The sequence below is a fragment of the Enterobacter cloacae complex sp. 2022EL-00788 genome, from assembly GCF_026627565.1.
GTDB lineage: Bacteria > Pseudomonadota > Gammaproteobacteria > Enterobacterales > Enterobacteriaceae > Enterobacter > Enterobacter pasteurii.
In genome coordinates this window covers 216,765-243,088 of sequence record NZ_JAPNMC010000005.1, presented here as the reverse complement: position 1 = coordinate 243,088, position 26,324 = coordinate 216,765, and the positions used below count along the sequence as shown (strand labels likewise).

26 protein-coding genes are annotated in these 26,324 nt (G+C 56.8%); 10 read left to right on the top strand and 16 right to left on the bottom strand.

Annotation, left to right across the window (positions count from 1 at the left end):
• Positions 1 to 5: 5 nt before the first annotated feature.
• From fliQ to fliF, 12 genes are all read right to left on the bottom strand, one after another.
• The gene (gene fliQ / locus OWK27_RS10100) at positions 6 to 275 is read right to left on the bottom strand and encodes a flagellar biosynthesis protein FliQ (RefSeq protein ID WP_003859587.1); all 270 of its coding nucleotides are present in this window, start codon (positions 273 to 275) and stop codon (positions 6 to 8) included.
• A 10-nt stretch (positions 276 to 285) separates the two neighbouring features.
• Positions 286 to 1,023: a flagellar type III secretion system pore protein FliP gene (gene fliP, locus OWK27_RS10095; protein ID WP_252003957.1), complete on the bottom strand. Its 738-nt coding sequence runs from the start codon at positions 1,021 to 1,023 to the stop codon at positions 286 to 288.
• Entirely contained in the window at positions 1,023 to 1,397 is a 375-nt protein-coding gene (gene fliO, locus OWK27_RS10090; RefSeq protein WP_176609993.1) for a flagellar biosynthetic protein FliO, read from the bottom strand. Before fliO ends, fliP begins: the two co-directional genes overlap by 1 nt.
• 2 nt (positions 1,398 to 1,399) lie before the next feature.
• A complete protein-coding gene (fliN, locus tag OWK27_RS10085; protein WP_003859592.1) occupies positions 1,400 to 1,813 on the bottom strand; it encodes a flagellar motor switch protein FliN in 414 nt (137 codons plus the stop codon).
• The gene (gene fliM / locus OWK27_RS10080; protein WP_006811158.1) at positions 1,810 to 2,814 is read right to left on the bottom strand and encodes a flagellar motor switch protein FliM; all 1,005 of its coding nucleotides are present in this window, start codon (positions 2,812 to 2,814) and stop codon (positions 1,810 to 1,812) included. The genes fliN and fliM overlap by 4 nt, the downstream gene beginning before the upstream one ends.
• 4 nt (positions 2,815 to 2,818) lie before the next feature.
• Positions 2,819 to 3,289 carry a flagellar basal body-associated protein FliL gene (gene fliL, locus OWK27_RS10075; RefSeq protein ID WP_193354682.1) on the bottom strand — a complete coding sequence of 157 codons (471 nt, stop codon included), beginning with the start codon at positions 3,287 to 3,289 and terminating at the stop codon, positions 2,819 to 2,821.
• A gap of 106 nt (positions 3,290 to 3,395) precedes the next feature.
• Positions 3,396 to 4,604, bottom strand: coding sequence for a flagellar hook length control protein FliK (gene fliK, locus OWK27_RS10070; RefSeq protein WP_267590324.1), 1,209 nt, complete (start codon positions 4,602 to 4,604; stop codon positions 3,396 to 3,398).
• On the bottom strand, positions 4,601 to 5,044 hold the full coding sequence (fliJ, locus tag OWK27_RS10065) for a flagellar export protein FliJ (RefSeq protein WP_006811155.1): 444 nt from the start codon (positions 5,042 to 5,044) through the stop codon (positions 4,601 to 4,603). The genes fliK and fliJ overlap by 4 nt, the downstream gene beginning before the upstream one ends.
• 21 nt (positions 5,045 to 5,065) lie before the next feature.
• Positions 5,066 to 6,436 (bottom strand): flagellar protein export ATPase FliI, encoded by a 1,371-nt coding sequence (gene fliI, locus OWK27_RS10060; protein ID WP_148418153.1) that lies wholly within the window; start codon positions 6,434 to 6,436, stop codon positions 5,066 to 5,068.
• Entirely contained in the window at positions 6,436 to 7,146 is a 711-nt protein-coding gene (fliH, locus tag OWK27_RS10055; RefSeq protein ID WP_148418152.1) for a flagellar assembly protein FliH, read from the bottom strand. Before fliH ends, fliI begins: the two co-directional genes overlap by 1 nt.
• Positions 7,139 to 8,137 (bottom strand): flagellar motor switch protein FliG, encoded by a 999-nt coding sequence (gene fliG / locus OWK27_RS10050; RefSeq protein ID WP_148418151.1) that lies wholly within the window; start codon positions 8,135 to 8,137, stop codon positions 7,139 to 7,141. The genes fliH and fliG overlap by 8 nt, the downstream gene beginning before the upstream one ends.
• Positions 8,130 to 9,812: a flagellar basal-body MS-ring/collar protein FliF gene (fliF, locus tag OWK27_RS10045; protein WP_267590323.1), complete on the bottom strand. Its 1,683-nt coding sequence runs from the start codon at positions 9,810 to 9,812 to the stop codon at positions 8,130 to 8,132. Before fliF ends, fliG begins: the two co-directional genes overlap by 8 nt.
• A 228-nt stretch (positions 9,813 to 10,040) precedes the next feature.
• Here fliF and fliE point away from each other — a divergent pair, with 228 nt between their 5' ends.
• Together fliE and yedD are read left to right on the top strand one after the other, a co-directional pair.
• The gene (gene fliE / locus OWK27_RS10040; protein WP_148418149.1) at positions 10,041 to 10,355 is read left to right on the top strand and encodes a flagellar hook-basal body complex protein FliE; all 315 of its coding nucleotides are present in this window, start codon (positions 10,041 to 10,043) and stop codon (positions 10,353 to 10,355) included.
• A gap of 75 nt (positions 10,356 to 10,430) precedes the next feature.
• Positions 10,431 to 10,844: a lipoprotein YedD gene (gene yedD, locus OWK27_RS10035; protein ID WP_267590322.1), complete on the top strand. Its 414-nt coding sequence runs from the start codon at positions 10,431 to 10,433 to the stop codon at positions 10,842 to 10,844.
• Positions 10,845 to 10,946: 102 nt separating this feature from the next.
• Here yedD and amyA read toward each other — a convergent pair whose 3' ends face one another.
• The 4 genes from amyA to fliD form a co-directional block, all read right to left on the bottom strand.
• Positions 10,947 to 12,434 carry an alpha-amylase gene (gene amyA, locus OWK27_RS10030; protein WP_267590321.1) on the bottom strand — a complete coding sequence of 496 codons (1,488 nt, stop codon included), beginning with the start codon at positions 12,432 to 12,434 and terminating at the stop codon, positions 10,947 to 10,949.
• 64 nt (positions 12,435 to 12,498) lie between these two features.
• The gene (gene fliT / locus OWK27_RS10025; protein WP_267590320.1) at positions 12,499 to 12,861 is read right to left on the bottom strand and encodes a flagella biosynthesis regulatory protein FliT; all 363 of its coding nucleotides are present in this window, start codon (positions 12,859 to 12,861) and stop codon (positions 12,499 to 12,501) included.
• A 5-nt stretch (positions 12,862 to 12,866) separates the two neighbouring features.
• Positions 12,867 to 13,271: a flagellar export chaperone FliS gene (gene fliS / locus OWK27_RS10020; RefSeq protein ID WP_148418143.1), complete on the bottom strand. Its 405-nt coding sequence runs from the start codon at positions 13,269 to 13,271 to the stop codon at positions 12,867 to 12,869.
• A gap of 13 nt (positions 13,272 to 13,284) precedes the next feature.
• On the bottom strand, positions 13,285 to 14,703 hold the full coding sequence (fliD, locus tag OWK27_RS10015; RefSeq protein ID WP_267590319.1) for a flagellar filament capping protein FliD: 1,419 nt from the start codon (positions 14,701 to 14,703) through the stop codon (positions 13,285 to 13,287).
• Positions 14,704 to 15,012: 309 nt separating this feature from the next.
• Here fliD and OWK27_RS10010 point away from each other — a divergent pair, with 309 nt between their 5' ends.
• From OWK27_RS10010 to OWK27_RS09975, 8 genes are all read left to right on the top strand, one after another.
• On the top strand, positions 15,013 to 15,849 hold the full coding sequence (locus OWK27_RS10010) for a flagellin (RefSeq protein ID WP_047652381.1): 837 nt from the start codon (positions 15,013 to 15,015) through the stop codon (positions 15,847 to 15,849).
• 203 nt (positions 15,850 to 16,052) lie between these two features.
• Positions 16,053 to 17,447 carry a hypothetical protein gene (locus OWK27_RS10005; protein ID WP_267590318.1) on the top strand — a complete coding sequence of 465 codons (1,395 nt, stop codon included), beginning with the start codon at positions 16,053 to 16,055 and terminating at the stop codon, positions 17,445 to 17,447.
• A gap of 34 nt (positions 17,448 to 17,481) precedes the next feature.
• Positions 17,482 to 20,832: a bifunctional class I SAM-dependent methyltransferase/glycosyltransferase gene (locus OWK27_RS10000; RefSeq protein WP_267590317.1), complete on the top strand. Its 3,351-nt coding sequence runs from the start codon at positions 17,482 to 17,484 to the stop codon at positions 20,830 to 20,832.
• A 64-nt stretch (positions 20,833 to 20,896) separates the two neighbouring features.
• A complete protein-coding gene (locus OWK27_RS09995) occupies positions 20,897 to 22,057 on the top strand; it encodes a DegT/DnrJ/EryC1/StrS family aminotransferase (RefSeq protein WP_148418139.1) in 1,161 nt (386 codons plus the stop codon).
• A gap of 2 nt (positions 22,058 to 22,059) precedes the next feature.
• Positions 22,060 to 23,220, top strand: a complete 1,161-nt coding sequence (locus OWK27_RS09990; protein WP_324291168.1) for an ATP-grasp domain-containing protein — start codon at positions 22,060 to 22,062, stop codon at positions 23,218 to 23,220.
• A gap of 10 nt (positions 23,221 to 23,230) precedes the next feature.
• Positions 23,231 to 24,346 carry a Gfo/Idh/MocA family protein gene (locus OWK27_RS09985; protein ID WP_267590315.1) on the top strand — a complete coding sequence of 372 codons (1,116 nt, stop codon included), beginning with the start codon at positions 23,231 to 23,233 and terminating at the stop codon, positions 24,344 to 24,346.
• Between the two features lie 22 nt (positions 24,347 to 24,368).
• Positions 24,369 to 25,493, top strand: a complete 1,125-nt coding sequence (locus tag OWK27_RS09980) for an FkbM family methyltransferase (protein WP_242172279.1) — start codon at positions 24,369 to 24,371, stop codon at positions 25,491 to 25,493.
• A 101-nt stretch (positions 25,494 to 25,594) separates the two neighbouring features.
• Positions 25,595 to 26,314 (top strand): RNA polymerase sigma factor FliA, encoded by a 720-nt coding sequence (locus tag OWK27_RS09975; protein ID WP_003859623.1) that lies wholly within the window; start codon positions 25,595 to 25,597, stop codon positions 26,312 to 26,314.
• The last annotated feature ends 10 nt before the right edge of the window (positions 26,315 to 26,324 follow it).

Below are 26,324 nucleotides of genomic sequence, written 5' to 3'. Positions count from 1 at the left end.
GTCCGTCAGCCGATGATGTACGGCAGGTTGGTGAACAGGTTGCGCATATAGTCCAGCAGCAAGTTGAGCATCCACGGCCCGGCAACGATAATCGCCACGAAGACGGCGATGATCTTCGGGATAAACGACAGGGTCATCTCGTTAATCTGCGTGGCGGCCTGAAGAATACTGATAATCAGACCGGTCACCAGCGCGACCAGCAGCAGGGGCGCGGCAACGGCAATCGCGACCTTCATCGCCTCCGTGCCCATCATCATGACCGACTCAGGCGTCATTGCGCGCTCCTCAACTGTAGAAACTCTGCGCCAGCGAGCTGACCAGCAGCTGCCAGCCGTCGACCAGCACGAACAGCATGATCTTAAAGGGCAGGGCAATGGTGGCAGGCGGAACCATCATCATCCCGAGCGCCATCAGGACGCTGGCGATCACCAGGTCAATGATCAGGAACGGAATGAAAATGGTGAAGCCAATCTGGAACGCGGTTTTCAGCTCGCTGGTGACGTACGCCGGCAGCAGGATACGCATCGGCACCGCTTCCGGTCCCTGAAGCTCGCCCGTGTTGGCGAGGCGGGCGAACAGGGCCAAATCCGCTTCGCGCGTCTGGCGAAGCATGAATTCCCGTAACGGCTGCGCCCCTTTCTCCAGCGCGACCTGCATCGAAATCTTATCTTCGCTGAACGGCTGGTACGCCTCGGTGTAAATCTTATCGATAACCGGCGACATAATGAAAAAGGTCAGGAACAGGGCTAGCCCCAGCAGCACCTGATTCGGCGGCGCGGAGGGCGTACCGAGCGCGTTGCGCAGCAGGCCGAATACGATGATGATGCGGGTGAAGCTGGTCATCATCAGCAGGATCGCCGGAATAAAGGTCAGCGAGGTGATGAACACCAGCGTCTGCACGGACAGGGACCAGCTTTGTCCGCCGTTCGCCAGCGGCGTTGAAACCAGCCCCGGCAGTTGTGCATACACAGCGGGGGCGAACAGGCCCAGGCCTGCCAGCGTAAGGGGTAACAAACGGCGCATCAGGATCTCCCGGAACGCTTGAGCAAACTCTTCATGACGGACTGAAAATCCGCAGGGGCTTGTGCGTTAGCCTCCACCGCGGCGGGCGCAGGCGGCAGCGTGTGAAGGACGTTGATGCTGGAGGCGGTAACGCCCAGCACCAGTCGCGCATCGTCAACTTCAACAATGACCACGCGCTCGCGCGGCCCGAGCGTCGTGCTGGCGCTGACCTTCAGCCCGCGCGTGCCGGCCGTTTTCCCCGCCAGGCCAAAACGCTTTGCCAGCCAGGCGGCGATAAGGATAAAGGCAATAATACCGAACAGCGCACCGCTCACCTGAAGCAGCGGGGAGCCTGGCACGGCGGAGGGCGCGGAAATTGTTGCCTGGGTTTTCATGCTTAACGGCTCAGGCGACGCATACGTTCGGATGGCGTAATGATGTCGGTGATGCGAACGCCGTATTTATCGGCCACCACCACCACTTCGCCCTGGGCAATCAGGTAGCCGTTGATCAGAATATCCAGCGGCTCGCCGGCCAGACCGTCAAGCGCCACCACGGAGCCCTGGGTCAGGCGCAGCAGCTCTTTGATGGTCATGCGGGTGCGGCCCAGCTCAACGGTCAGCTTGACCGGAATATCCATAATCAGGTCGATATCCTGCAGCGTGCCGCTGACGTCGCCGCCGCCCAGCTGCTGGAATACCGCGTCCGCCGCGCTTTTCGTTGGCGTGGTTTTTTGCTCGTTTAACGCGTCAGCCCACAGATCGTCCAGTGCTCCGCTGTTTTCATCGGACGGATTGTTCATGTCACTCATTTGGGCTGTTCCTCATTCAGCGAATTCAAAATCGGGTTGATCAGGTGCTCAACGCGTAACGCATACTGACCGTTAATCGTGCCGTACTGGCTTGTCAGCACGGGTACGCCATCCACGTGGGCAATAATGCGGTCGGGTTTGTCTATCGGCAAAACGTCGCCGGGTTGTAATTTCAGGATCTGGGACAGGCGCATGGAGATATCGGCGAAGTTAGCCACCAGCTCCAGCTGCGAATGCTGTACCTGACGCACCAGGTTTTCACGCCAGTTCTGATCTTCATGACGTGAGTTTTCCAGCGGCGGGTTCACCAGCAGCTCGCGCAGCGGTTCAATCATGCTGAACGGCAGGCAGATGTTGAACTCGCCCGTCAGGTTGCCGATCTCAACGTGGAACGGGGTGTTAACCACGATGTCGTTCGGCGAAGTCGTGATGTTGGTAAACTTCACCTGCATCTCGGAACGGACGTACTCCACTTCCAGCGGGTTAATCGCCTTCCACGCGTCGCTGTAAGACTCCAGCGCCAGCTTCAGCATGCGGTTAATCACGCGCTGTTCGGTATGGGTAAATTCGCGCCCTTCCACTTTGGTCGGGAAACGACCGTCGCCACCGAACAGGTTATCCACCGCAATAAAGACCAGGCTTGGCGAGAACACCACAAGGCCGGTACCGCGCAGCGGCTTCAGATGGATCAGGTTAAGGTTGGTTGGCACCGGCAGGTTGCGGGCAAACTCATGATACGGCTGAATGCGGATCGCACCCACGGTGATGTCCGGGCTACGACGCAGCAGGTTAAACAGCCCCATACGGAACTGACGTGCAAAACGTTCGTTGATGATCTCCAGCGCCTGGAGACGCTCGCGCACCACGCGGCGCTGGGTGTTGGGATCGTAGGGACGAATATTGTCGTCGCCGGTGAGACCCGGTTTCGGATCGTCACTCTTATCGCTGTCGCCGTTGAGCAGCGCGTCGATTTCTGCCTGAGAAAGAATACTGTCGCCCATGTCGTTACCGCAGAATGAAGGCTGTATACAGAACGTCAGTGACTTCCTGCTTAGGTTGGCCGTTGACCAGCGGGGTCGACAGCGTCTGTTTAATCGCGTCGACCAGCTTTTGCTTACCCACATCGGTGGCGAGCGCGGAGGCATCCTGACGGGAGAACAGCAGCAGCAGACGGCTACGCACTTCCGGCAGGTAATCGTTCAGACGCGCACGGGTCGCTTCATCCTTCAGACGCAGCGTAATGCCCACGTAAAGCACGCGATCCGCATCGCCCAGGTTAACGGTGAACGTATCCAGCGGGAAGAAGACCGGCGCCGGAGGTGGCGGCACTTCAGCCTTGGCGGCAGCGCTGGACGGTTCCTGCTGCATACGCCAGTAACTGTAGCCTGCGGTGGCGCAGGCCGCGAGGGTAATCAACACCAGCAGCGGGATCCAGATGGAACGCTTGCTTTTTTTGGTGATAGCGGAGTCTGTCATCTGATACGAGCTTCCTGTTTCGGTACAGCTTAATACGGTGATTATCCCGTGTCCGGCTTCGGTCAAAGCGTGGAAAAGACGGGGATAATCACGTTACCTCTGGCGTTTAGGCAAAGATGTCTACGGCACTGGTGCCGCGAGCGGCGGATTGCAGGGCGGCAGGGGCCGGCAATAGCTCCTCGCCCTCATCGTTAAAGCCGCCGTGCTGGCCGGAACGCGACGCGTGCTGCTGTTGTCCGGATGAGGACTGCTGCTGTCCGGCAAAGCTCTCACCGCTGACGCTGCTTTGTGAAAGCTGAATGCCGTTTTCCGCAAGCTGCGTGCGCAGGACAGGCAGGGCCGCTTCCAGCGCCGCGCGGACGTGGCCGTGCGGGGAAACCATCTGCAGCTGTGCCTGGTTGTCATCGAGCTTAAGCGAAATGTGCACCTGACCCAGATCCTCCGGGTGCAGACGCAGCTCCGCGGTCTGCTGTCCCTGCTTTGTGAACAGCGTGATGTGCTGGCTCAGGTTCTGCTGCCATTCTGGCGTGCCCAGCGGCTGGCTTAGCACCGGCGCAGTGGCAACGGTCGCGGCTGGCTGAGACGGCGTCAGGCCGCTGAGTATCGGTGCCAGCGTTGCGGTTGGGCCCGCCGTGGATGACGGGGTGCTCAGCACGTCCTGTTTCTCAGCGGCGGCGGCGACAACAGGCGTAAGGGTTGCTGCGGCGGGCAGCGTCTTATCGCTATCCTGAACCGATACGTTTTCCTGACCGGTTAACGTGCGGCTAAGCGTCGATTGCGGGCCGTTACCCGTCTGGGCCAGGGCAGGGGTGAGGGCGGCACGCGGCGCGGCTCCCCCGGTACCCGCAGGCTGCGGCGCTACCGGCGCGGCGATCTGCTGGTGCGGTAGCATCGCCATCAGCGCGCTTAGCCCGGCCAGCTCGTCTTCGTCGGTGGCGGCGTCGGGGTCTGCTTTCGCATCCGCATGGGCCAGCACCTTCAGCGCATCGGTGCCCGTCGCAGGCTTAAGCCCGGAGACGAGGCTTTGCAGGGTAGTGTCATCCCCGGATAGCGTCTCCTGGCGGGAAATCAGCTCGGCGATTTTGGCCTGTAGCGCGGTATCACCGCTCTTTTCCTGCGCCGCTTTCGACAGCTTGCTGCCCGCCGCCTTCAGGTCGGCCAGCGTCAGCGGCGCATCTTTGCCTTTACCGGCGGTCTCCGTCAGCGCGCCCGCCAGCAGAGAGAGAAAATCCTGCGCACCCTCAGCGCCTTTTCCGGCCAGCGTGCCGCCGGTCAGGTCGCTGTCGGTCATCAGCAGTTGTTGCAGTGTGATCATTCTGGTTTCCTCATTGATGCGCGCTGGGCAAACTCATCCATTTTTTTCTGATCCAGACGGTTTTCCGCCAGGGTCGAGGCGGCAATCTGCCGGTCCTGTAACGTTTGCCAGGCCTGCAGCCGCTGTTTTTTCTCGCGCCAGAAATTGAGCGCGGTATCCACTTTTTGGGTCCACTGGTTAAGCTGCTGGCGATGCTGCTCAATCGCCTTTTCCAGCGTCTGGATAAACTGCTGGTAGTTAATCCAGCGCTGGCTGCCAATGCCCTGCGTCATGTCGGTGTTAAGGTTGGTGCGATATTCATGCTGATAGTCGATTAACATCTTCAACTGCTCTTCAGCCTGCTGGCACCCGCGCCGCATTGCGCCAAGCTGCAGTGCGGCATCGTCAACTTCTTTTTCAGCCAGATCTTTTAGCGTTGATAACGCGCTGTTTTGCGCCATGACCTTCGCCCTCCACCTGTGTTACGCCTGCGGGAAAATCAGCTCCAGAGCCTGGATGGAATCATCCCAGTCGGCGCGTTCAAAAATACCCTGTTGCAGAAATGCCTCCAGCTGCGGCCACAGGGCAATCGCCTTATCGAGCATCGGGTCGCTGCCTTTGGCGTACGCCCCAACGCTGACCAGATCGCGGTTGCGCTGGAAGCTGGAGAGCAGTTGTTTGAAGTTACGCACGCGGGCGTAATGCTTCTCGGTAATCAGCGCCGTCATCGCGCGGCTGATCGAAGCTTCAATATCGATAGCCGGGTAGTGCCCGGCTTCGGCCAGACGGCGCGACAGCACAATATGGCCGTCGAGGATCGCGCGCGCGGAGTCGGCAATCGGATCCTGCTGGTCATCGCCTTCGGTCAGCACCGTGTAGAACGCGGTAATCGACCCTCCGCCGCTGATGCCGTTCCCCGCGCGTTCAACCAGCGCCGGGAGTTTGGCAAAGACTGACGGCGGATAGCCTTTGGTGGCCGGTGGCTCACCAATGGCCAGCGCGATTTCACGCTGCGCCATCGCGTAACGGGTCAGGGAGTCCATGATCAGCAGCACGTGCTGGCCCCGATCGCGGAAATCTTCCGCAATGCGGGTGGCATAGGCGGCTCCCTGCATACGCAGCAGCGGCGACACGTCAGCCGGTGCGGCGATCACTACCGAACGGGCGCGGCCTTCCGCACCCAGAATATTTTCGATGAAGTCTTTTACTTCGCGACCGCGTTCGCCGATCAGGCCAACGACGATGACGTCCGCCTGGGTATAGCGCGCCATCATGCCGAGCAGAACGGATTTACCGACGCCGGATCCGGCGAACAGGCCCATACGCTGCCCGCGGCCCACGGTGAGCAGGGCGTTGATGGGGCGCACGCCGGTATCCAGCACATGCTCGATGGCCGTGCGCTGCAGCGGGTTAAACGGCTGCGTGATCAGCGCCCCGGTTTCGGTGGTGTCGGGGGAGGGGAGGCCGTCAAGCGGCTTACCGCTTCCGTCCAGCACGCGCCCCAGCAGCGCCGGGCCGAGCGGCAGCTGTTTGCCGCTTTGCAGCCCATCGCCGGTGATGTTTTTCGCGTAGACGCGCGCGCCGGGCAAAATGCCCTCCACTTCCTCAAGGGGCATCAGGAAAAGCCGCTGGCCGTTAAATCCGACCACTTCGCTCTCCACTTCGCGCATCTCCAGGCCGTCCTGACGCTCAATCACGCAGGTGGCGCCGAGCGGGAGCTGCAGGCCCGTCGCTTCCAGCACCAGGCCGGTGGCGCGCGTCAGGCGTCCATAACGACGAACGGACGGCAGCTGCGCCATCTTCGTTTCAAAATTATCGAGCGTGTTGAGCCAGCGCGTCAGGCGTGCGGTCATCAGACGACTCCCGGTGCCGCCAGGCGACACAGTTCCTGCCAGCGGGTCGCGACGCTGGCATCCAGGTCACCCTCATCGGCGGAGACTTTACAGCCCCCGTGATGGAGCGACGGGTCGCCCCGCAGCCGCCAGCCGTGCAGGCTCAGGGTTGCGCCGAGGCTCTCCTCCACGCGCTGTAGGTCATCCGGGTGAACGCGCAGCTGCGGCTTACCGCTGAACAGCGGCTCCTGCTGGAGCAGGGCCTGGATCTGCTTAATCAGCGCCGCGTTATCCACTACCGGCGTCTGGCCAATTACCTGGCGAGCCGCCTCGAGCGCCATCTGCATCAGGCGCGAGGCGATGACGCTGTCCAGCGCGTCCAGCGTGTGCTGAAACTCGCTCACCAGCTGCTGCATGCGGGCATGAAGCGGCGCCTGCTGCTGGCGCGCCTGCTCGATACCCTGCTCTAAGCCTTTTGCCATCCCTTCCTGATAGCCCTGCGCGTGGCCAGTCTGACGACCTTCGCTCATCCCGGCGTTAAAGCCCTGCTCGTGAGCCTGCATTTGCAGCTGGGCCAGCATCTGTGCGCGCTGTTCCTCCTCGCTCAGCTCCGGCACCTCCTCTGCACCGGTGTCGTCCTCGTCGGATGACAGGACGGCGGGCGTAAACGCCGCGGCAGGGGGGGAGAGGTCGTCAGGCGTCCAGCGCTTCCACGACAGTTCATCAGACATAGGTGTCGTCTCCGCTGCCAATCACCATCTCGCCGGTTTCCGCCAGACGACGAACGATAAGCAGGATCGCTTTCTGCTCGTTCTCTACCTGAGACAGACGCACCGGACCACGGTTGGCCAGGTCGTCGCGCAGAATATCTGCCGCACGCTGGGACATGTTGCGCAGGAACTTCTCGCGCAGCGGCTGCTCGGCACCCTTGAGGGCGATAAGCAGGGATTCCGAATCCACTTCCTGGAGCAGGCGCTGGATGCTGCGATCGTCCACTTCGACCAGGTTTTCGAACAGGAACATCTCGTCGATAATTTTCTGCGCCAGTTCGCCGTCGAACTCGCGTACCGCCGTAATAACGGCTTCTTCCTGCTGGGTTTTCATCAGGTTGATAATTTCTGCCGCCGTTCTCACGCCGCCCATTTTGCTGCGCTTGAGGTTCTGGCCGTCGAGCAGGTTGTTCAGCACTTCGGTCAGCTCCGCCAGCGCGGCTGGCTGGACGCCGCCGAAGGTGGCGATACGCAGCATCACGTCGTGGCGCAGGCGCTCGTCGAACAGCGCCAGAATATCGGCCGCCTGGCCCCGTTTGAGGTGGACCAGAATGGTGGCGATAATCTGCGGGTGCTCGTCGCGAATAAGATCCGCGGCGCTCTGCGGCTCCATAAAGTTGAGCGTTTCGATCCCGCTGGCGGTATCGCGCGTTTCGAGGATATCTTCCAGCAGGCTGGCGGCGCGCTCTTCGCCCAGCGCCTTGACCAGCACGGAGCGCAGGTAGTCGTTGGCGTTGATGTTGAGCGCCGCGAACTGTTCTGCTTCCTGCTCGAACTCGGACAACACCTCGGTCAGCTGCTTGTTGGAGATCTGGCGCACGTTCGCCATCGCCGCGCTGAGAATTTGCACTTCGCGCTGGGAGAGGTGTTTAAACACCTCTGCCGCACGATCCTCGCCAATGGTCATCAGCAGGATGACGCTCTTATCGGTGCCTGTAAGCGTGTTACTCATGTTCGTTACCCATCCACTGGCGGATGACCAGCGCCACAACGCGCGGATCGTTATCTGACATTTCGCGAATACGCTGGCTCATCACCTCAGCGCCCATGCGCTGATTCGCCCGGCGCTGCTGAAGCTGTTCATCTTTGCTGAGGCGAACTTCAACCGCTTCCTCCACGTCCTGACGCGTGTTCATCTGTTCCTTAGCGGCTTTCTCGGCTTCAGCACGACGCTGCAGCTGAGGACGAACGCCTTTACGCCACAGCAGCCACGCGACAATCAGCACCAGCAGCCAGCGGCCCGCGGACATCAGCTGGTCGATAAACGCCTGCTGTTGCCAGAACGGCAGCTCTCCGCCGCTTTCATCTACCGCGCTGAACGGGGAATTGACGACGTTCAGGGTATCGCCGCGTTTTTCTGAGAAGCCCATCGCTTCGCGGGTCAGGTTTTCGATCTGCTTCATCTGCTCCGCGGTGAGCGGCAGCGGTTTTCCATCCGGCAGCGTTTTGTAGTTCACCACCACGGCAACGGAGAGGCGCTGAATATCGCCGGTGTTCATTTTGGTATGGCGGATCGTACGGTCGACTTCGTAGTTGGTCGTTTCGTTACGGCTGCTGTTGCGCGGGCCTGTGCTGTTTGCCGTAGAGGTGGTCTGCTGGGCGTTTTGCTGACCGTTCTGCTGGTTTGCCGGCGGCGTGGAGATTGGCGCGGCGTTAGCAGGCGCGGGCTGGTTAGAGAGCGCGCCCGGCACGCCGCCAGGATACTGGCCGCCCACCTGTTCGGTTTCGTTGATTTGACGCGAGCGCAGCACGGCGCGGGAGGCATCCCCGTTTGGGCTGTACTGTTCTTCGGTCTGTTCTTTATTTGAGAAATCAATCTGCGCGGTGACCTGCGCGTGCACGTTGCTATTACCCACAACCGGACCGAGGATCGCTTCGATGCGGCGCTGGAGGCGGCCTTCCACATCGGCGGCATACTTCAGCTGCGCGTCGTTGAGATCGCGCCCCGCGCTGTTGGACTGCGTCAGCAGGTGACCGCTTTGATCCACCAGCGTGACGTTACCCGGCGGCAAACCGGCTACCGCACTGGAGACCAGATGCGTGACGGCGCTGATCTGCCCTTCATCCAGCGCGCGGCCCGGTTCGAGGTTGACGGTCACAGAGGCGGAAGGGGATTTTTGTTCGCGGACAAACAGGGACGGCTTAGGCATTGCCAGGTGCACGCGGGCACTCTTCACCGGGCCTAAGGTCTCAATGGTGCGGGCCAGCTCGCCTTCCAGCGCGCGCTGGTAGTTAACCTGCTCGCTGAACTGACTGATGCCGAATTTTTCCTGATCCAGCAGCTCGAACCCAACCGCGCCGCCTTTCGGCAGCCCCTGCTGGGCAAGACGCAGGCGAAGCTCGTGCACTTTATCCGCCGGTACTTCGAGCGCACCGCCGTTATCGGCAAAGCGATACGGGATGTTCATCTGGGTCAGTTGGGTAACGATGGCACCGCCATCCTGGTCGGAAAGATTGCTGTAGAGCGTGCGGTAATCCGGGCTTTTTGCCCATAAGACCATCGCAACAACGATCGCGATGGCGGCAGCGCCTGCCACAATCAACGGGATTTTAGGGTTCGCGCGAAGGCGGTTCATCCACTCGAGTGATTTATTCTGTGGCGCTGTCGATGCTGCTGTCGCACTCATTGCGCACCTCTTAAATCCTGGTGGTTTACGTTATTCGTGTAGAGAAACAAAACTGACTCCCGGGTCGGCAAACACGACAAAAGTTCCATACTGATGGCCCTGCCATTATTTGATGATTCGGGATTTTCTATGCGTCAAATAACCTGGTTTTTTAACGCTATTTACCGCCTTTATCTTATTGACAAGCTGTTAGTCTTGACCCCGTAAAAAACCATCCAGGGGAGAGTCATGGCTATACAGGGTATTGAAGGGGTAATCAGTCAGCTGCAGGCCGCGGCGATGACGGCCCGTAATCAGAACGTGGCTGACCAGCAGCCTGGCATCAGCTTTGCCGGCCAGCTGCATGCGGCGCTGGACCGGATCAGCGATAAGCAGAACGCGGCCCGTACCCAGGCTGAAAAATTTACCCTCGGTGAACCCGGCGTGGCGCTCAACGATGTGATGGCCGATCTGCAAAAAGCGTCGGTGTCACTGCAGATGGGACTGCAGGTGCGTAACAAGCTGGTGTCGGCGTATCAGGAAGTGATGGGCATGCAGGTGTAATCATTGCCAATCTTGCGCTGGCAGCCTGATGGCTTTAATGCCACAATATTTTTTTCTTCGCATGCAGGAAAGATGATGAAAAAAGTAGCAATTGTGGCTGCGATGCTGGCGCTAACGGGATGTGTTCAGGTCGATAACTACCAGGAAGTGATTAAGCATCCGGTACCTTCTCAACTGGCTGGTTACTGGCAGTCGAAAGGGCCGCAGAGTGCGATGGTGAGCCCGGAAGCGATTGCCACGCTGGTGGTGACGCAAGAGGGGGATACGCTTGACTGCCGCCAGTGGCAGCGGGTAATAGCCGTGCCGGGCAAGATCATGCTCCGTTCGGACAGCTACTATAACGTGACCCGTAAGCTTGACGTCTATCCGCTCGAACGTGACGGTTCAACGCTTGAATATGACGGTATGGAGCTGCAAAAGGTCGATCGCCCAACGGTGGAGTGCGCAGATTATCTGAGCAAAAATCCGCTGGAGAGCAAGCTTCCCTGACGGTAAAAGCAAAACGGCAATTATATTGCCGTTTTTAGGGTTTGCTCCCTCTCCCCGTGGGAGAGGGTCGGGGTGAGGGCATCAGGCCGCACTTTTCCAGTACTAGAGCGCGTCCTCAATGACCCAGACGCTGACGCTTCCGCCGTTACAGTAGAACGTTCCTTCACCATCCGCCGCCGTGGTCACGGTTTCCTCGCGATTGCCCAAAAAATCACGCCAGTTTTTATTGCCGTAATTCTCACCGAGACAGATCGTTTTCTCGCCGTCTTCACCGTTCGACAGCACCACCACGCAGCCAGGGTTATCCTCCGTTCCGCTGCGGCTGAAGGCAATGCAGTTTGGATGGTCGAAAAAGAGCGTCTGCACGCCGTGGGCGAAGCGCTGTCGGGCGAGGATCAGCTCGTGGAGCTGCTCGATCACTGGCATATCAATGTGGTACGTTTCGCCATCACCCCCCGTGTCGTCATAGCTGGCACCAAAGAGATCCGGATAGAACACGCTCGGCACGCCGTTTTCACGCAGCAGGATAAGGGCATAGGCCAGCGGTTTAAACCACGCTTCAACCGGTGCCTCCAGCGCCTGTAACGGCTGGGTGTCATGGTTGGCCACCAGCGTGACGGCATGGAACGGATCGGCTTCCACCAGCGTGCCGGTAAAAATCTGGCTCATGTCATAGTCGCGGCCCTGGCGTGACGCTTCGTGAAACTTCATCTGCAGCGGCGCATCAAACAGCATGGTTTTACCGTCCACCTGGTTGATGTAGTGCTGCAACTTATCCACCTCATGAGACCAGTATTCCGCCACGATAAACAGCGGCTGCGCGGCTACCTCCTGGACATGCTCAATCCACTCTTTGTAGAACCACGCCGGAATGTGCTTTACCGCATCCAGGCGGAAGCCGTCGCAGCGGGTCTGTTCCATTACCCAGCGCGCCCAGTACTTGATCTCCTCCGTCACCGCATGGTTACGAAAATCGATGTTCTCGCCCATCAGGTAATCGAAATTGCCCATCTCGTCGTCGACCTGGTCGTTCCAGCCCTCGCCGGTGTAGTCGTTTACGATTTTGAAGATGCCGTCTTCGTTGGGGTTCTCGATGTGGTCGATACCGCTGAAGCATTTGTAATCCCAGATAAACTGCGAATACTGGCCCGCCCGCACCGGAAAGGTGTAGCGCGTCCAGGCTTCACATTCGATTATCTCATCGCCAATCTGCGTGCGATCCTGGGCATCCACGCGCTGAACGCGCACGGGCTCTTTTTCATCGGCGCCCATTTTGTGGTTAACCACGACGTCCAGCAGGACCGCAATCTGGTTGCTTTTTAAGGCGTCTATGGCCTCCAGCAGCTGCGCTTTATCGCCGTATTTCGTTGCGATGCTGCCCTTCTGGTCAAACTCACCGAGGTCAAAGAGGTCGTAGGAGTCATACCCGACGGAATAGCCTCCGGATGCGCCTTTATATGCAGGCGGCAACCAGACCATATTGATGCCGATTTCGTTAAGATTGGGGGCTAATGCCGTGACCTCTCGCCACAATTCACCGCCAGCAGGGTAATACCAGTGAAAACATTGTAACAGGGTGGGGTTTTTCATCGTCCGTGCTCCAGAAGCCGTTTGGCTGACTTCTGGAGTATGGATCAAGAATCGCTAACGTGTATTAGTGATTCATCTCTCCGGGAAATAATATGTTGCCCGAAAGCCTGCCGTAGGTGACGTTGACGTTTTTTTGCTTATTGGTTTGGGCAATAAGACCGCTCAGCTCGCTCATTCTTTCCTGCAGCAACTCTTTAAGAATGAGTTCATTCTGAAGCACCTGATTCAGGATAACCATCGCCTGGTCCTGAATGTACTTGCTGTCAGGCGGAAAAGGGGTCGTGCTGATCTCTTCAACCAGCGAAACGTACGTAACCTCCCGATCGATTAGCTCATCCCATTTCCCGGATTGAGCAAGGCTTAGCATGGTATTGCTAAGCGCATAAAGAGCATGCCACTTTTTTAGGGATAAGCTGGAGTCGTTCATTACAGTTAATCCTGCTTGGGAGAATAACCCGGGCCGATTTGCTTCCAGGCGTCGGAAATATTGAGCAGAAGAGCCTCGACCTCGGTAATAGCCTCAATGTCATTGCGCAGGTTTGCATGTAACAGACGGCGTACCATATAGTCATAAAGCGCAGAAAGGTTGTGGGGAAGTTCACCCCCCACATCCATATTTAACCCTGCCTTCAGGCCATTTTCGATAATATTAATGGCCTTAGACAGGGCCTCGCCCTTAGCGGGAATATCCCCTTGCTCAAGGAAAAGGCGCGCCCGTATAAGCGCGCTATGGATACCGTCGAATAACATGACAACCAACTGGTGCGGGCTGGCACTCAAGACAGCAGATTCAAGACCTACCTGCTGATAGGCTTGTACACCAGATTTGCTATACATATCGGTTCCTTTCTTACTTACTGCTGAACTGTTGGTTCAAATAAGTGGCCGTACTGTTGAATTTGGTGACCAGCTTATCCAAATCGTTAAACTGCTTTTTATAGCGCGCCATCGTGGCTTCGATGGACAGCTCCATCGCGTCGTAACGTTTACCGATGGACTTAAGCGTGGCGTTGATACCGTCCTTCGCATTCTGAATAACGCCCTCTTTACCGACAGAGGTGCTCAGCATATCGGTCAGCTTGTTATTCATCTGCGTGGCGAAACCGGTCGTTTTGCCGTCACCCACAAAATAGGCCTGCACGCCAGCAGGATCTTCCGTGAGGATTTTGGTTAATTTTTTATCATCGATCTTCAGGTTGCCAATTGCGCCATCTGCACCTTTAACCGGGTCCTGCGTAATGCCAAGCTGCGCCATGATGGCATACGAACCGCTCTGCACATTGGTCAATAAAGCACGCAGATCGGATTGTACTCCGCGGATAGTACTGTCACCCATGAGTACGCCGTTGTTCGACGACTGGGCGGTTGCACCCACAGCAGGCGGCTCATACTTGGTCAGCGAGGCAATGGTGGACTGCAGCGCGTTGTAGGCATTCACCCATTCCGTAATGGCTTTTTTGTTGTCGTCTGTCGAGCGCGCTACCGTCAGGGTTTCATCTGCCGTGCTCGGCGTTTTCAGGGTTAACGTAACCCCGGGCAGGGCGTCAGTGATGGTATTGCTCTGGCGAACAATTTGGATACCGTTCACGTTAACGACGGCATTCTGCGACTTCACCTGCTCGTTAAGCGCTCCGCTGCCGATGACGGCATTCAGCGTATCGTCCCCGGTTACCGTTACGGTCATATCGGAATCGGTACCCGTGGTTTTAGAGGTCAGCATCAGGCGGTAGTCGCCGTCGTCGGCCTTCACCACGCTTGCCGATACGCCGCCGTTGGCCGCGTTAATGGCTTTCGCAATCCCGTTCAGCGACGTGTCGCCATCGGCAAGCGTAACCGTCAGCGGCTTGCTGTCGGCTCCTGCCTGGGTGATGGTAATGGTTCGGCTGTTGGAACCGGTTGTGCCGCCTAACTGCTTTGTATTGCTGTCAATGGTGCCGGGCGCGGTCGTCAGAACCTGGCCTTTCGCAATCTTGCTGACGTTGACGGTGACATCGCCAACGTTGGCGCTGGAGGTACTGACCGCCGAGAACGCGGTGTTCGTGCTGCTAATTGACGTGGAGTTCCAGGTATCCGTTTTTGCCAGCTTGGCAGCTGCGGTTTGCAGGGTCGTCAGGGCGCTTTGCAGTTTGCCGTAACCGGTAATTTGCGCGTCGTAAGTCGTTTTCTGTTTGGCAATGGCCGTTAATTTTGTCTCTTCTGCAGCCTGGAGCTTATCGTACAGATCCTGCAGGCCGGGCATGCCCACCCCGAGATTACTGATTGTCGCCATGTAATATTCCTTCTCAATGGATGTTTCAGTCGTTTATCGGCCAGGCTGGCAAAAAGTTTACGGCGAGCCAAAAAATTTATCGCGTAATAAGCGTGCATACAGGCAGCGTCAGGCGTCGTCATTTTGCATGCTTAAATTAGTGCTGGCGCCGGTTTAATGTAAATAAAACTTTATAAAACAATAAATTAAATATTTTCTTCGATATTTTCTAAAGTCTGCTGCCAGGGCGTCGATAACCTTGTTGACGGTGAGAGACGCCGTGAGTGTTAGGCACCGACCCTAGAAACCATTTTTGAAGGAATTAAAATTATGGCAGTTATCAATACTAACCTGTTGTCCCTGACCACTCAGAACAACCTGAACAAATCTCAGTCTTCTCTGGGCACCGCTATTGAGCGTCTGTCTTCCGGTCTGCGTATCAACAGCTCTAAAGATGACGCTGCTGGTCAGGCGATTGCAAACCGTATGAATTCTCAGATCAAAGGGATGACTCAGGCTGCACGTAACGCTAACGACGGTATCTCTCTGGTTCAGACCGCTGAAGGTAACCTGAACGAGATCAACTCCAACTTACAGCGTATCCGTGAGCTGGCTGTTCAGGCTGCGAACGATACTAACGGCACCACTGACTACACCTCAATCAGCACTGAAATCACTCAGCGTCTGGGTGAAATCGACCGTATCGCTGGCGCTGCTAACTTCAACGGCAAAAAACTGCTGGACGGTAGCCAGACTGCTTCCCTGAACATCCAGGTTGGCGCGGGTACTGGCGCTACTGATAGCATCGCTATCACCACTGGCGCACTGATCAATGCTAAAGCAACCAGCCTCGACACTGGCCTGACCGGTACTATCACCGACAACAGCACTGCTAAAGCGTTCATCACTGCCGCAGACAACGCTATCTCTAAAATTGATACCGCTCGTTCTAACATGGGTGCGATTCAGAACCGTTTCGAATCTACCATCAACAACCTGAACAACTCTATCACTAACCTGTCTGCTGCTCAGTCCCGTATCCAGGACGCTGACTACGCAACTGAAGTTTCTAACATGTCTCGCGCGCAGATCCTGCAGCAGGCTGGTACTTCCGTGCTGTCTCAGGCAAACCAGGTTCCACAGGCGATGCTGTCCCTGCTGCGTTAATAGCCGCAAAATATGTAAAAAAGGTTGCTGGAAACAGCAGCCTTTTTTTTCACTATTTATCCTTAAAAATACCCGCGCGTAATCTGCAAAATAAGGCTGCATTTAGCAGCGTTTTCCCGCCATCACCCCCCGTAGCGCAGTGGTACTCTGCCTAAAATCTCTTTTTCCGGTCGTCTGACGACAGTTTACCGATGAGTTATAAGATGAGTGAATTCGCACGTAGCCGGGCTATGCGTCAGTTTTATCGGGATGTCTTTACCCGGTTTATCGATCTCCCGGAAGCCGACGTTATGCCCGCAAACATCGCGGCGGAAATCTTCAGTTTTAAGAGCGCCAATATTACCGCCCTCGAGCCGACGATCCGTGCGGCAGAAACGGGGCTGAAGGCGGAAAAAGATGCGGCCTTAAAAAATATGCTGTGCGCGATCGTGCTGGCCAACGGCGCGCTGAATGACGCCCGCACTGGCGAAGGAGAGGCATTATCCGCAGACCAGCGCGCCCGGCTTACCGAATATATCGTCTCGGCCCTAAAAGCCGACAGCAATATTAATTATCTTGTCGCCGCCATTCAGCTGTTATTCCGGGTGAATGAAATCAGTTCAGCGCTATTTTTAATAAACAATAATCTTTCGCTGGTGAGCAGCTCGGCCCCGGTACTGAAAATCCTGCTGCTGATCTGCTTAATGGAAAACGACTTCAACCAGGCGATGGTGGTGATCCAGGCGCTGACCGCGGATGCGTCGTTGATTGGCGAAGATCCCATGGCCCTGCTGATGATCGCCTGTGGGATCTACAGGCTCGGGGGCATTCCTGATTCTTACATCGATTTCCGATCGCTGAACGCAAGTGAAGGCGTGGTGAAGGCGGGAGCCTTTGAAAACTGGATTGAAAAAACCTCAGCCGGTAAAACGACGGTGTTGTTAACCTGCGATAGCGAGGAGTATTTCGAACACGCCGTACCGATGCTGTACTCCCTGTATGACACCAACCGCGACGTGCTGGATGTTCACCTGCATCTTTTTAACGGTAGCGACGCGGTTAAAGCAAGCCTGACGGCGCTTCGGGAACAGCTTCCTGAACTTAACCTCTCTGCCAGCCATGAAAAAATAGCCAGTAACGCCGACGCGTCGGTAGTCAGCGCTGCCCGTCGTATCGTTTTCCTGCGCCATGCCCTGGCGACCTTCAATACGCCCGTTATTGCCATAAACACGAATGTGCTGGTGCGCAAGCCCTGGACGGAGCCCGACGCGCCGCTGCTGCTGTTGCAGACCGAAGTGGCTCCTTTCTGGGAGGAGGTCTTTGCCGGTTTCATCTACGCCAGACCCGGCGGCGTCGCGCAGCGCTATCTCGATCGGGTGGCGCACTTTATCGACGATAACCTGGCCAGCGGCAACTACGCGCCGGGCCTGGAGCAGGTGGCACTCTTTTCCTGTCTGGACTGCATGTCGCCAGAAGACCATCGCGCCATCATGCGAGCCGAGCGTCGCGTAATGCTGGACAGCGAGGCGGGTGAAGAGGCGTTCAGCTGGGTGACGATAAAGGAAGAAGGGCCATGTCAGGCCTATAAATCGGCGCTCATCCGCCAGTACCAGCGCTGAACCTGGCCTGTAATAACGAGAATCTGGAATAAACGTGACGACACTGTATCCCTACTATCGGGTTAGCCCTGAGTCCCTCCATGCCTCTGCGCGGCTTAATCACCTGGCTGCGCCGCTGCCCGCGTTTGCCCGCGTCCTGGAAATGGGCTGCGGATCGGCAACGCGCCTGATTATGCATGCCTGGGCGTACCCCGAGAGTATCGCCATTGGCGTGGATATTGATGAAGAGGCTATCCAGAAAGGGCAGCAGCATGCCGCAGAATTAGGATGTCAGAACGTTGAGCTCTTTGCCGCGGGGTTAGGGGATTTACTGGCTGCCGATCCCGGCGAATTTGATTACATCATTATTCACCAGACCTTTGCCTTTCTGGGGAAAAGCGAGCGGGAAGCCTTGCTGAAGTGGTGTCACGCGCATTTATCGCCCAGCGGCGTTATCGCCATAAAATGGTCCGTACTGCCCGGCAGTTCTGCGCGCCTGACGCTGGGAGAAGCGTTACGGTTTCATCTTGAACGAGCGGAAGAGGGAAGCGACCTGCTGGCATCCGCCCGCGCCATGCTCAGCTTTATGCTGTTAACGCTGGAGGAGGGCCCGCTCAGGAATGAAGTCCGGCTTGCTGAAGAAATGGACGACAACGCGCTGGTTCTGGCCTACTTAAGCCCGACCGACGGAGCCTGTACGCTTGCTGACTTCAGCGCGCAGGCCGAACAGATGGGCTTGCAGTATCTGGGTGACGTACTGCCGCAGTCGGAGCTGGGAGGCTACTATAACCCGACAACGGCACGGCTGCTGGAGGCCGTCAGCGACGGTGCCAGCAGAACGATGGCACAGCAGTATCTTGACTACGCCGTGCAGCGAGAAGAACGCTTCACCCTGCTGTGTCATCTGAACGCGCTCTCGCCTCCTGCCGAACCGGATCTTGACCAGCTCAAAAACCTGCACTGGGCCGGCAGCTTTGTGCCGGTGGACGTGGATCCCGCAAAAGCGCCGCACGAATTCAGAAATAATAACGGCCGAATCATTCGTACCGACAACGCCATTATTATCCGCATCATGGAACTGCTGGGTAACGCCTGGCCAATGTCCTTAAGCTTCGAACAGCTGGTGCTCAACTGCCGTGCCCCTGAAACTCAGGAGGATTACCAGCAGACGGTATGGGAAGCCCTGAAAACGCTGTTCATGACCTGCGCTGATGGCTTCTTCTGGAGCACCGCTCCTGGCGCATATAACGCCGCGCCGCATGATGAGCTGGTGCCGGTAGGGCGACTCCCCTCCGGGCGTCCTGCAGAGAATATCCCCCTCATGAACCTGTGGGGAGAGTGGGTCTCATTGACTCCCGACGAGTGGCATTACCTGCGGTTTGATATGAACAGGGCAGGGCAGGCGAACTGGGAACACTACTCGGCGCTGAAGATTAAAGGGTTGCTTACGGGCTCGCCGGAGGCCTGGAAAAAACAGCTCCAGCGTTTCCTGCGAGCGGGCATGCTCGACGTGCTGAAATCGCAACTTTCTCTGCTGTTGTTATTGAGCGTCGAGAGGGCGCAGGGCGGAATGCTGCTGAAAGGCAATGCCGAACCCGAATTAGCCGATCCGGCCGTCGATGCGATTTACGAGCGGGCGAACGGCCTTATTCAAAAAGGACGCTCTAAAGAGGCGCGGGAATACGCCCGCGAATTAATGGAGAAAAACCCCGACAATATTCACGTGCTTCGCTGCTACTCAAAAACGTGCGTATTGACCTCGGCCTGGGACGAGGCTCTGGCCTCGCTCTGCAGGCTGATGGGATATTATTTCTCCAGCCTTGATATCTATTACGATCTTGCCACGGTGCTCCAGCGTAAGCGTGAATTTTACGGATCCCGGCAGATCGTCCGTACCTTACTTCGCCTCAACAATAAGAATATTGACTACTGGCTCAGCCTGGCGTCGCTGCATCATGCGTATGGCGATATGTCGCTGGCAGAAAAATGCTGCAGGGAAATTATGCGCTTCCAGCACCCTGGCCCCAGCTCGCTTGGTCTTACCGGCATCGTCCTGAGTGACAATCATAAAATGGCCGAGGCGCGCTATTTCATGGAAAAGGCCGTCGAGCTCAGTAACTACAATTTTGGTTACTTCAGCAATTTACTCTTCGTGATGAGTCACGACGCCAGCGTGAAGGCGGATGAACTGCTGGAAAGGCATCTGGAATTTGGTCGTCGCGCTTCAGCCTGGGCTAAGGAGAGCGGGGTTAAGCTTGCGCTCGGCAATTCCCGAGAGCCTCAGCGCAGGCTCCGGCTCGGCTTTGTTTCCGGTGATTTGCGCAAGCACCCCGTGGCCAATTTCCTGCTGCCTTACTGGGACGCCATCAATCGTGAACAATATGATTTGGTTGCCTATAACACCCTTTTCCTCGAGGAGGATGACGTTTACTGCCACCTTCGCGAGAGCGCTACCCTGTGGCGCCAGGTGGATGCCATCAGCGATATCGAGCTGGCGAAGCTGATAGCGGAAGACAAAATCGATATTCTGTTCGATTTATCGGGCCATACCGCCTACAACCGGCTACCGGTCTTCGCCCTGCGTCCGGCCCCGATCCAGATAACCTGGATAGGTTATCCCGGCACGACCGGTATGAAGGAGATGGATTATATTCTGCTTTCATCGAGCCTGGCGCAGTCGCCGGCGCTTGAAGAACAGCTGGTGGAAAACGCGATGTTCGTCGCAACGCGTAAGAGCTTCCAGCCCCATCCGCGAAGCCCGGACATTAACCCGTTGCCCGCGCTTCGCAACGGCTATATTACGTTTGCCAGCTTTAACCGTTCTAAAAAAATAAACGACCAGGTTCTGGACGCGTGGGCCGCTATTTTACAGGGCTATCCTGAGGGTCGCTTGTTAATCGGTAACATGACCGACGCCGAAATGATCGCGGCCATGACAAAACGTCTCAGGCAGCGTGGTATTTCTCAGGACCGGCTGCTTTTCAGAGGGCTGGTCGAACTGGACGAGTACCTGGCCCTGCATCATGAAATTGATATTTTGCTCGATGCATTCCCCTACAGCGGCGGAACGACCACGCATCACGGGGCGTGGATGGGCGTGCCGACATTGACGATGAATGGCCCAACCATACCTTGCCAGCAGGGCGTCGATATTATGCGTTCTTACGGGCTGGAGCAGTTTATTGCGGCAGATGAAGCCGATTATATTTCCAGGGCCACCGGCTGGAGTAAACGTATTCCCGAGCTGGCTGAAATACGTCAGGGGATGCGGGAGCGGATCCCGGTCGACCATGTACCCGATTTTAACGTTGCTGAAAACTTTGAACGGGCGCTGCGCGAAGCGTGGGGGATCTATTGCCGTGGAGAAAAACCGCATGCCTTCCTCATTGCTGAAGAGCGCGCATAAATGAACATCGTTAATAACGCAGGCCGTCTGGAAAAAATTGCCGGTATCAATACCGAGGTACGCTATGAGTGAAATTTACGTAACCAGTCCTTTTTTGCCTCCTCTGGAAGAGTTTATCCCCTATCTGGAGCAAATATGGCAAAACAAGACCCTGACGAACGGCGGGCCTTTTCACCAGCAGCTTGAAGAAGCGCTGGCGGAATATCTTGGCGTAAAGCACCTGTCGCTGTTTGCTAACGGTACGCTGGCCTTGCTGACGGCGTTTCAGGCACTGCGTCTGAGCGGCGAGGTGATCACCACGCCTTATTCCTTTGTTGCCACCTCGCATAGCCTGCTGTGGAATGGCTTAACGCCCGTCTTCGCTGATATCGATCCGCGAACCTATAATATTAATCCGGATCGTATCGAAGAATTAATTACGCCGCATACCACGGCAATTTTACCTGTCCACTGTTACGGTATTCCTTGCGACATCGATAAGATCCAGAAAATTGCGGACGTTTACGGTTTGCGGGTTATTTATGATGCCGCACACGCCTTTAACGTGCGTAAAAATGATGTCAGTATTTTAAACCACGGCGATTTATCGATACTCAGCTTCCATGCCACCAAAGTCTTTAATACCTTTGAGGGCGGGGCGATTATATCCCAGGATCTGAAAACCAAGCAGCGCATCGACTATCTCAAGAATTTTGGCTTTGCTGGTGAAACCCGCATCGTGGCCCCGGGGATAAACGCCAAAATGAATGAAGTGGAAGCCGCGTTTGGCCTGCTTCAGCTTAAGCATATAGATAAAGCCCTGGAGGAGCGCAAGGCGCTCCATCAACGCTATTGCGACCTCCTGGAGGGGCTGGAAGGATTAACGTTCGTCGACGTGCCAGACGATGTGAGCTGGAATCACGCCTATTTTCCGGTGCTCATTGAGCCGGAATTTGGCAGAAGCCGCGATGAAGTCTATGCGTTATTCAAGGCAGACAACATTTTGACGCGCCGCTATTTCTATCCGCTGATCAGCTCCTTTGCCATGTACAGAGGTTTCCCAACGTCCGCGGAAGAGCATCTGCCTGTGGCGAACGCTATCGCAGACAAGGTGCTGTGCCTGCCTGTTTATCCGGGATTAACGTCACAGGATCAGGATCGGGTGGTGAATGCCCTGAAGCGCGCCGCGCTGCCCGGGCGGTTACCGTCTGACGAGTCAACAATACTTACGGCGCTGGCGGTATGACGATGACGCGTACTGCCATGATCCTTGACGCGGGCTTTGCCTCACTGCCCTTGCAGCAGGCCATTAAGGCGGCGGGTTTTCGCACGCTCGCCTGTAGCGGAAAAGCGCAGGACGCGGGGATGAAATATGCCGACGCGACCTGCGTGCAAAATTATGCCGACAGCGACGCCGTGCTGGCGATTGCCCGTGCTGAAAACATTACCGCGCTCTCCCCGGGCGTAACCGACGTCTCTTACCTGTCTGGCTGTCGGGTCGCGCAGGCGCTGGGCCTTCCAGGCTTCGACGAGCCCGACGTCAGCGATCTTCTCTTTCTTAAGGACCGTTTCAGGAAATGGGCCAGCGCCCGGGGATACCCTATCCCGCAGGCCGCCGGCAGCCTTCAGGAGGCGCGCGCTATGGCGTTTCCCCTGCTGGTTAAACCCGTTGATGCCTACAGCGGAAAGGGGATTTCACTGATTCATCAGCCGTCAGAGCTGGATGAGGCGGTAAATATCGCCCGTGCGGCATCGGCAGGAGGGGAGTGCGTCATTGAGACGTTCTGCCAGGGCGCCCTGTACAGCCACTCCGCCTTTATCCGCGGTGGGCAAATCGTCTGCGAATTTTTTGTCGATGAGTACTGCACGGTCTACCCGTGGCAGGTGAATAGCAGCTGCCTGAGCGTCAACCTCAGCGAGCCGATGCGCGACCGCATCAGCGAGTGCATGCAGGCCATCGTCAGTGATTTGAATCTGGTAGACGGTTTGTTGCATACCCAGCTTATCGCTGACGAAGAGGCATTTTGGCTGATTGAGGTTACCCGCCGCTGCCCCGGCGATCTCTACTCGAAGCTGATTGAGTTCTCAACGGGCATAGATTATTGCCGCGAATTTGTCGCCCCCTTTATCGGTGAGAAGAGCGCGTTCGCGCACCGGCGACCGGCGCGCCAGCGCTACATTGCGCGCCATACGGTCTCCAGCGAACGGCAAAGCCGTTTCTTCGGCTTTAGCTACGCCTCGCTGCCGGCCACGGTCATGCAGGCTTTCCCGCTTAAACAGCCGGGCGATGAACTCGGGCCTGCCCCCGGGGATCGCGCCGGGCTGGTATTTGCGGAGTTTACCGAACTTACTGCCATGGCGCGCCACACGCCGCAGCTAAAAAACTATTTCTCTTTTACTACGTTGTAAGGACCGGATTATGAACAGGCCGCTGTCACTCGGATTTATCGGCGGTGGGATCAATTCCGCCATCGGCTTGACCCACAAAATCGCCAGCCAAATGGATGGACATTTCCAGCTCACGGCGGGCTGCTTTAGCCGCGATGCGTCCCTGAACCAGCAGACGGGGCGGGCCTGGGGGCTTAACGACGAGTCCATCTACACCAGCGCGGTTACCCTGCTGGAAGAACAGCACGCGCGGCTGGATGCCGTGGTTATCCTGACGCCTACGCCGGCCCACCGTGAAATTATCATGGCCGCTCTGGAGTACGGGCTGCCGGTTATCAGTGAAAAAGCGTTGGTTGCCAGCGCGGGAGACGCGCGGGATATCGCCCGGCGCGTGGCGGACATGAAAGGGCAACTGTACGTCACCTATAACTACACCGGTTATCCCATGGTTCGCGAACTGCGCGAGCGCCTGCTCAACGGCGAGCTGGGCAAAATTCAGCACGTCATGGTCGAAATGCCGCAGGAAGGGTTTATTCGCAGCCGTGAGGATGGCAGCGTGCCGCAGCCTCAGGAATGGCGACGAGTTGACGGAGACATTCCCACCGTTTCGCTCGACCTTGGTGTCCATGTCCACCAGCTGGTGGAGTTTCTGACGGACAGGCAAGCCGAAGATGTCTATGCGATCAACAGCACCTTTGCGCGCGTATCGGACGTTGTCGATACGGTGAACCTGGTGTCCCGCTATGGCGACGATATGGTTTGCAACTACTGGTATGGCAAAGCGGCGCTCGGTTACCGCAACGGCCTGCGCATCCGCATCTATGGATCGCTGGGCAGCGCGGAGTGGCTGCAGATGGAACCCGAATATCTCCGTCTTGCCGATGAACACGGCAACGTGCGGCTTATCGACCGCACGGCGGGAGATAACAGGGTGGCTAATCAGCCGCGCTATTGTCGTTTTAAGGCAGGGCATCCCGCCGGCTTTATTGAGGCGTTTGCTAACTATTACGCCGACATCGCCGCCAGCTTACGCGGTGAGCCTACAGGATACAGCCTCAGCTGCGATACCGCCGTTCGCGGCCTGGAGTTTCTCGAAAAAGCGCAGCAGAGCGCGGTGACGTCTGCGAAAGTCGATTTGCATCGTTAACAAAGGTTTAGCTGAGGACCACATGACATTACTGGAACAAATACAGGGCTACGATAATCACTTCGTTGAAAGCATCCGCGCTATGCATGCCAGCGGTCTTCCGCTGGTGCTGTACGGCGCAGGCTGCCTCGGGCAGATGACCGCGGAATTTATGTTCCGGGAAAATATGCCTCTCGATAAGGTGGCATTAAACCGACAGTACCTGACCGAGGGCATGACCTTCCACGGCCTGCCGGTGGTGGCGATTGAAGATCTCATTGAACAGCCCGGCGAATTTAACTGTATCGTGGCGCTACAGTACGTAAGCGAAGCGTTGCAGGACGAATTACGTCGCGGTGGCGCCAACGTGCTGGTATACGATCCCGCGTTTATCGGCGTCAGCACCCGTCTATGGTATACCCCGTCGTTTTGCGCCGGGCATAGCGACGTCCTCGAAGAGGTCTATGCAGGCCTGGCAGACGAACGCTCAAGAGAAACGCTGGTCGCATTCCTGAAGCAGCGTCTGAGCGCAACGCGTGGCTATTACCAGACGGTCTACGAGCCAGCGCACTATTTCCCTGCCGATGTTCTCCGTCTACAGGATAACGAAGTCTTCATCGATTGCGGTGCCTACAATGGCGACAGCATCGGCGCGTTTATGCAGGAAGTGGAGCGCCAGCAGGTCGCGATGCCGGAAAAAATTGTCGGTTTCGAACCGGATGCCGGTAATTATGCTCAGCTTTGTGACAATACGCGTCGGTGGCCATTCTGCCAGCCGGTGCAAAAAGGGGTATGGGATAATAAAACCGTTCTCTCTTTTCAGTCGGGAAATGCCCTCTCTTCACGCCTTGTGGAGCAAAGCAGCAATACCGTCACCATTGAGCTGGACAGCATCGATAATATCCTCCAGGGCGGTAAAGCCACATTTATAAAAATGGATGTCGAAGGGGCGGAGCTTAAAGCACTGGAGGGCGCCGCTGAGACTATTCGGACCTGGCAGCCGCTGCTGGCAATCAGCCTTTATCATAAACCGGAAGATTTGCTGACTATTCCGCAATATATTCAGTCACTCAGCGCAGATTACGCCTTTTATCTTCGCGGCCATCATCCGGAACTGGCTTTTGAACTGGTTTTATATGCTGTGCCAGCGTCGAGGATTATAAAGTAATAGGCAAATAACCCCCCATTTCACCCATTATTCATCCAATTGATTACCCTCCAGAATCGGATAATCATGCCGATAACTCAACTAACGCAGGGCTGTTTATCGTGAATTCACTCTATACCGCTGAAGGTGTAATGGATAAACACTCGCTGTGGCAGCGTTATGTTCCGCTGGTGCGTCACGAAGCATTGCGCCTCCAGGTGCGTTTGCCGGCGAGCGTGGAACTGGACGATCTGCTGCAGGCGGGCGGTATCGGGTTATTGAATGCAGTTGACCGGTACGACGCTCTGCAAGGAACGGCATTTACGACTTACGCAGTGCAGCGTATTCGTGGTGCGATGCTGGACGAGCTGCGCAGCCGCGACTGGGTGCCGCGCAGCGTTCGCCGCAACGCCCGTGAAGTAGCGCATGCAATGGGGCAGCTGGAACAGGAGCTTGGGCGCAACGCGACGGAAACGGAAGTGGCGGAACGCCTGGGCATACCTGTTGAAGAGTATCGCCAGATGTTGCTCGATACCAACAACAGCCAACTCTTTTCTTACGACGAGTGGCGCGAAGAGCATGGCGATAGCATCGAGCTGGTGACGGATGAGCATCAGCAAGAAAACCCGTTACACCATTTACTGGAAGGTAATTTACGCCAGCGCGTGATGGAAGCGATTGAAGCGTTACCGGAACGTGAACAACTGGTGTTGACGCTCTATTACCAGGAGGAGCTCAATCTCAAAGAGATTGGCGCCGTGCTGGAGGTGGGGGAGTCACGGGTAAGCCAGCTGCACAGCCAGGCCATTAAACGTCTGCGCACAAAACTGGGTAAGTTATAGGTGATTGATT

Bases quoted from the DNA above. Each gene is read 5' to 3' on its own strand.
- fliQ (WP_003859587.1), bottom strand. From the start codon at position 275: ATGACGCCTGAGTCGGTCATGATGATGGGCACGGAGGCGATGAAGGTC.
- fliP (WP_252003957.1), bottom strand. From the start codon at position 1,023: ATGCGCCGTTTGTTACCCCTTACGCTGGCAGGCCTGGGCCTGTTCGCC.
- fliO (WP_176609993.1), bottom strand. From the start codon at position 1,397: ATGAAAACCCAGGCAACAATTTCCGCGCCCTCCGCCGTGCCAGGCTCC.
- fliN (WP_003859592.1), bottom strand. From the start codon at position 1,813: ATGAGTGACATGAACAATCCGTCCGATGAAAACAGCGGAGCACTGGAC.
- fliM (WP_006811158.1), bottom strand. From the start codon at position 2,814: ATGGGCGACAGTATTCTTTCTCAGGCAGAAATCGACGCGCTGCTCAAC.
- fliL (WP_193354682.1), bottom strand. From the start codon at position 3,289: ATGACAGACTCCGCTATCACCAAAAAAAGCAAGCGTTCCATCTGGATC.
- fliK (WP_267590324.1), bottom strand. From the start codon at position 4,604: ATGATCACACTGCAACAACTGCTGATGACCGACAGCGACCTGACCGGC.
- fliJ (WP_006811155.1), bottom strand. From the start codon at position 5,044: ATGGCGCAAAACAGCGCGTTATCAACGCTAAAAGATCTGGCTGAAAAA.
- fliI (WP_148418153.1), bottom strand. From the start codon at position 6,436: ATGACCGCACGCCTGACGCGCTGGCTCAACACGCTCGATAATTTTGAA.
- fliH (WP_148418152.1), bottom strand. From the start codon at position 7,146: ATGTCTGATGAACTGTCGTGGAAGCGCTGGACGCCTGACGACCTCTCC.
- fliG (WP_148418151.1), bottom strand. From the start codon at position 8,137: ATGAGTAACACGCTTACAGGCACCGATAAGAGCGTCATCCTGCTGATG.
- fliF (WP_267590323.1), bottom strand. From the start codon at position 9,812: ATGAGTGCGACAGCAGCATCGACAGCGCCACAGAATAAATCACTCGAG.
- fliE (WP_148418149.1), top strand. From the start codon at position 10,041: ATGGCTATACAGGGTATTGAAGGGGTAATCAGTCAGCTGCAGGCCGCG.
- yedD (WP_267590322.1), top strand. From the start codon at position 10,431: ATGAAAAAAGTAGCAATTGTGGCTGCGATGCTGGCGCTAACGGGATGT.
- amyA (WP_267590321.1), bottom strand. From the start codon at position 12,434: ATGAAAAACCCCACCCTGTTACAATGTTTTCACTGGTATTACCCTGCT.
- fliT (WP_267590320.1), bottom strand. From the start codon at position 12,861: ATGAACGACTCCAGCTTATCCCTAAAAAAGTGGCATGCTCTTTATGCG.
- fliS (WP_148418143.1), bottom strand. From the start codon at position 13,271: ATGTATAGCAAATCTGGTGTACAAGCCTATCAGCAGGTAGGTCTTGAA.
- fliD (WP_267590319.1), bottom strand. From the start codon at position 14,703: ATGGCGACAATCAGTAATCTCGGGGTGGGCATGCCCGGCCTGCAGGAT.
- OWK27_RS10010 (WP_047652381.1), top strand. From the start codon at position 15,013: ATGGCAGTTATCAATACTAACCTGTTGTCCCTGACCACTCAGAACAAC.
- OWK27_RS10005 (WP_267590318.1), top strand. From the start codon at position 16,053: ATGAGTGAATTCGCACGTAGCCGGGCTATGCGTCAGTTTTATCGGGAT.
- OWK27_RS09995 (WP_148418139.1), top strand. From the start codon at position 20,897: ATGAGTGAAATTTACGTAACCAGTCCTTTTTTGCCTCCTCTGGAAGAG.
- OWK27_RS09990 (WP_324291168.1), top strand. From the start codon at position 22,060: ATGACGCGTACTGCCATGATCCTTGACGCGGGCTTTGCCTCACTGCCC.
- OWK27_RS09985 (WP_267590315.1), top strand. From the start codon at position 23,231: ATGAACAGGCCGCTGTCACTCGGATTTATCGGCGGTGGGATCAATTCC.
- OWK27_RS09980 (WP_242172279.1), top strand. From the start codon at position 24,369: ATGACATTACTGGAACAAATACAGGGCTACGATAATCACTTCGTTGAA.